General features: G+C 70.9%; 4 protein-coding genes. 1 reads left to right on the top strand and 3 read right to left on the bottom strand.

The window, feature by feature from the left end; genetic code table 11:
- Positions 1-44 precede the first annotated feature (44 nt).
- Together ACWJ6R_RS33045 and ACWJ6R_RS33050 are read right to left on the bottom strand one after the other, a co-directional pair.
- Positions 45-707, bottom strand: a complete 663-nt coding sequence (locus ACWJ6R_RS33045; RefSeq protein WP_449065984.1) for a TetR/AcrR family transcriptional regulator — start codon at positions 705-707, stop codon at positions 45-47.
- 155 nt (positions 708-862) lie between these two features.
- Entirely contained in the window at positions 863-1,018 is a 156-nt protein-coding gene (locus ACWJ6R_RS33050) for a hypothetical protein (RefSeq protein WP_189236543.1), read from the bottom strand.
- Between the two features lie 437 nt (positions 1,019-1,455).
- Between ACWJ6R_RS33050 and ACWJ6R_RS33055 the strand changes: the two genes are divergently transcribed.
- A complete protein-coding gene (locus tag ACWJ6R_RS33055) occupies positions 1,456-1,743 on the top strand; it encodes a hypothetical protein (RefSeq protein WP_449065985.1) in 288 nt (95 codons plus the stop codon).
- Positions 1,744-1,813: 70 nt separating this feature from the next.
- Here the strand turns inward: ACWJ6R_RS33055 and ACWJ6R_RS33060 are convergent, their stop codons facing one another.
- Positions 1,814-2,965, bottom strand: a complete 1,152-nt coding sequence (locus ACWJ6R_RS33060; RefSeq protein WP_449065986.1) for a low temperature requirement protein A — start codon at positions 2,963-2,965, stop codon at positions 1,814-1,816.
- Positions 2,966-3,217: the final 252 nt, after the last annotated feature.

A 3,217-nucleotide genomic window follows, 5' to 3' on the forward strand; every position in this document is an offset into this window, starting at 1 on the left:
CTGCGTGCGGGAGGGCGGTGGGGAGGGCGGCCCGGCGACGGTGCTCACCCGGCGGCCGACCAGCGCCGGCCGATCTCCTCCGCGGCGGGCGGCGGCCCCGGAAGGGGACCGGCCGAGGTCAGGCGGAGGGAATCGAGGACCAGGGCCAGGTAGCGGTGCCTCAGCTGCGCGGTGCGCTCCTGGTCGCCGAGCCGGACGGAGGCGAGCTGCTCGAAGATCATTGAAAGATCGGCGACCTCCAGCCCGGGACGGAGGACCCCGGCGTCCCTGGCCCGTTCGAAGACCTCCAGGGCGAGTCGCTCGGCGCGGGCGGATTCGCGGTAGAGGTCTTCGTCCGGGGTGAAGGTCCCGGCCAGGCTCAGGGTGAGGGAGTGGGTGTCGGCCTCCACGATGCGGCGCATGAAACGGGCGAAGACGGTCCAGGGATCGCCGTCGTCGGCCAGGGCCGCCTCGGCCTCGGCGATGTAGGTTTTCAGCCCGTCGGAGCAGAGCCTGCGGAGCAGGGTCTCCTTGCCGGCGTAACGGCGGTAGAGCGCGCTGATGCCCACCCCCGCGCGCTCGGCCACGGCGGAGATCGGCGCGCCGGGATCGGCGACGAAGACCTCCTTGGCGGCCTGCAGGATCACGTGGTCGTTCCGGGCGGCCTGGGCCTTGCGCCCGCTCATCGGCGTACTGCCGGATGTCTCCATGGAGTCAATGTAGAGCATGGAACATATCGTTCCGTTCTACGCGTGGTCGGATCTCCGGAGTCTCCGCCCCGCCGGCCGGACCCGCGGCCGTCTCGGCGGGTCGTGGGAACACGGAAGGACCCGCACTCCGTGCGGGTCCTTCCGGGACTTCTCGGGTCTTCGGGCGGTCCGGGTCAGGCCGCGGGGGTGGGGCCGCTCGTGAGAGGGAGGCGGACGACGTTGCGGCCCGTGTAGGCGCGCAGATCGACGACCTTGGCGTCACCGCTCGTCCTGCGGCGCGTTCCGGAACGGATGTCCCGGATCTTGAGTCGCGTGACATATGGTGGCACGGCCACAAGTCTCTTCATTGAGCCCCCCGGCGTGATTGTTCCGTTATGCGCACTATGCACTTAATCGTATAAGACGGCCGTAAAGATCTAGCTAGTAGGGCAGCGGTCGCCCTGACGGCGATCGAAGGTCCAGGTCGGAGGCCCGAGTGGGACGGCGGCGGCCGCGCGGCCGGGTGATCCTGATGCGTCGCATGGTCTGCCCCTTTCCTCGCCCTTGACTATGACCGCTCTCGGTTGACGTGCGATTGACGGCCGCTTGCCGGGCGGCTGCCGTGACGTCCACGGCGGCAAACCTATAGGCGCGGCGCGTCCGGGTTCAATGGGTTTCGTGACTCGGAGGCTTCCGGGCCTCACTCCCGGTGACGGCGACGGAGCGTCGGATGTGGGGTTCTGGGTAGACCCCTCCGGGAAACGTCACGAGTTTTCGGGGGGGGAACATGGCGCAGTGCGAAGTCTGCGGGAACGACTACGACATGAGCTTCGAGGTGCACGCCCAAGGGGCGGTGCACACCTTCGACTGTTTCGAGTGCGCGATCCAGATGATGGCGCCGATCTGCGAACACTGCGGGGTCAGGATCGTCGGGCACGGGGTCGAGGCCGACCGGCGCTGGTACTGCTGCGCGCACTGCGCCCGCAGCGAGGGTGAGGGCACGATCGTCGACCGGGCCGACATCCCGGCACAGCAGGGCATGGAGCAGGGCATGGCGAAGACTGCCCGGCGGTAGGCCCGCCGGGCCACCGCCTCCGGGCCTGACCGTGGCCTGGCCGTGGCGGGCCCGGTCGCCGGGCCCGGCTTCAGCGGACGGGCGAGAGGGCCGCGGCCGGTCGTCTTCCGAGGACGACCACCGCGCCCACCAGGACGGCCAGGACGACCAGCTGGGCCATGGCCGACCAGAGTCCGAGCGGGACGCTCACCGGGGCGGCCAGCGCCCCCGCGATCCGCAGGCGGTTGCCGTCGATCCCGAGCACCCGGCGGAACCAGGCGTTGCCCGCCAGGAAGAGCGTCGCGCCGACGGCCAGGGTGACGGCGGCCGCGGGCTTGAGCGGGTCGATCGGATGACCGATCGCCTTCTTGACCCCGGCCGCGACCGCGACGATGCCCAGCAGCATCGGGATGTGCGCGTAGAAGTAGGCGCCGAGGATCAGCCGGGTGCGCCGTACCGGCTCGGCCTCGGCGAGGACGTGCTCGGCGCGCGTCTCGTCGTCCCCGCCGAAGTAGACCCACCACAGGCCGGCGGCCAGTGCGAGGGCGAGCGCGGCCGTCACGCCGAGGGCGGGACCGACGTGGAGCCCTCGGGCACCGATGCCGAGGGCCACGATCGACTCGCCGAGCGCCACGATCACCAGCAGCCCGTGCCGCTCGACGATGTGCCCGGCCCGCAGCTCGAAGCCCTTCTGCCCGATGAAGTAGGGACTGCCCCACAGCAGCAGCACCGCCATGCCCCAGAGCAGATGGTCGTACGGCCCGCCGACCAGGCCGGCCAGGCCGATCAGCGCGGCTCCGCCGAGGTTGAACGGGATCACCCGGGTGATGGCCGCGGTCGACTGGAGGTACAGCCCCGCGTGGACGAGGATGAGCAGCAGGTAGCCGACCGCGAACGCCGGGCCGTCGCCGTCGAAGGCCGACGGGATCGCCAGCGCCGTGATCAGGAAGCCGACCATGCCGAGCAGGATCAGCACCCGCCGGGCCGGCCGGACCGGGGGGACCGCGTTGGTCAGCCAGGCGTAGCCCGCGTACATCCACCACAGGACACCGAACACCAGCAGCACCCGGAGGGCGCCCTCGAAGGGCCTGCCCTCCTGGATGCCGTCCGCCACGAGCCGGGTGAGCTGGGTGACGGTGAAGACGAAGACCAGGTCGAAGAAGAGTTCAAGCGTGGAGACGCGCAGTTCGCTCTCGGGGGGAGCGGGTTCCGCCCGCTCGGCGAACCAGCCAGGTAGCCGCATGCCGGACATTGTGACGGCAAGATCGGTAATCGCGCACCGGATAAATCATGATGTGAGACACGGCGGACCACCACGTCCGCCGCCGGGCCGGGCGGAGGGGGACGCGAGGGCCGGCGCAGGACCGGGTAGAGGCACGGACGCCAGGGCCGGCGCAGGACCGGGTAGAGGCACGGACGCCAGGGCCGGCGCAGGACTGAGTAGAGGCACGGACGCCAGGGCCGGCGCAGGACTGAGTAGAGGCACGGACGCCAG

The sequence above is a fragment of the Planomonospora algeriensis genome, from assembly GCF_977012225.1.

Excerpts from the sequence above, each read along its gene's own strand:
- ACWJ6R_RS33060 (WP_449065986.1), bottom strand. The coding sequence starts at position 2,965 with ATGCGGCTACCTGGCTGGTTCGCCGAGCGGGCGGAACCCGCTCCCCCC.
- ACWJ6R_RS33045 (WP_449065984.1), bottom strand. The coding sequence starts at position 707 with ATGCTCTACATTGACTCCATGGAGACATCCGGCAGTACGCCGATGAGC.
- ACWJ6R_RS33055 (WP_449065985.1), top strand. The coding sequence starts at position 1,456 with ATGGCGCAGTGCGAAGTCTGCGGGAACGACTACGACATGAGCTTCGAG.